This is a genomic window from Frankia sp. Mgl5 (genome assembly GCF_023242985.1).
Taxonomy (GTDB): domain Bacteria; phylum Actinomycetota; class Actinomycetes; order Frankiales; family Frankiaceae; genus Parafrankia; species Parafrankia soli.
Genome location: NZ_JALKFY010000074.1, coordinates 1 through 285, shown reverse-complemented (window position 1 = coordinate 285; position 285 = coordinate 1). Strand labels below are relative to the sequence as shown.

The 285-nt window shown below is 54.4% G+C and carries 1 protein-coding gene; it reads left to right on the top strand.

Annotation, left to right across the window (positions count from 1 at the left end; genetic code table 11):
* Positions 1-285 (top strand): ROK family protein (locus tag MXD62_RS08420; protein WP_248828834.1); only part of this gene is annotated, 285 nt, incomplete at both ends.

Below are 285 nucleotides of genomic sequence, written 5' to 3'. Positions count from 1 at the left end.
GTATTGTCCGATGTGTCCGGAATCATCCGTCAATGGCTGGAAGCGCATTCTGTTACGCTTGATCAATTGCTTGGCATCGGGATCGGTTCAGTCGGCCCCTTGGACAGGCAGTCGGGAATGATTCTGGAACCTGCTGCTTTTCCTGCACCGGGATGGAAGCATGTGCCGATCGTTCAACTGCTGAAGGAAATGTTCGGTGTGCCAGTCACCCTGGAGAACGGCGCCAATACAGCGGTTCTCGCCGAGTACATCGCAGCAGGCAGGAGACCGGATAATATGCTCTAT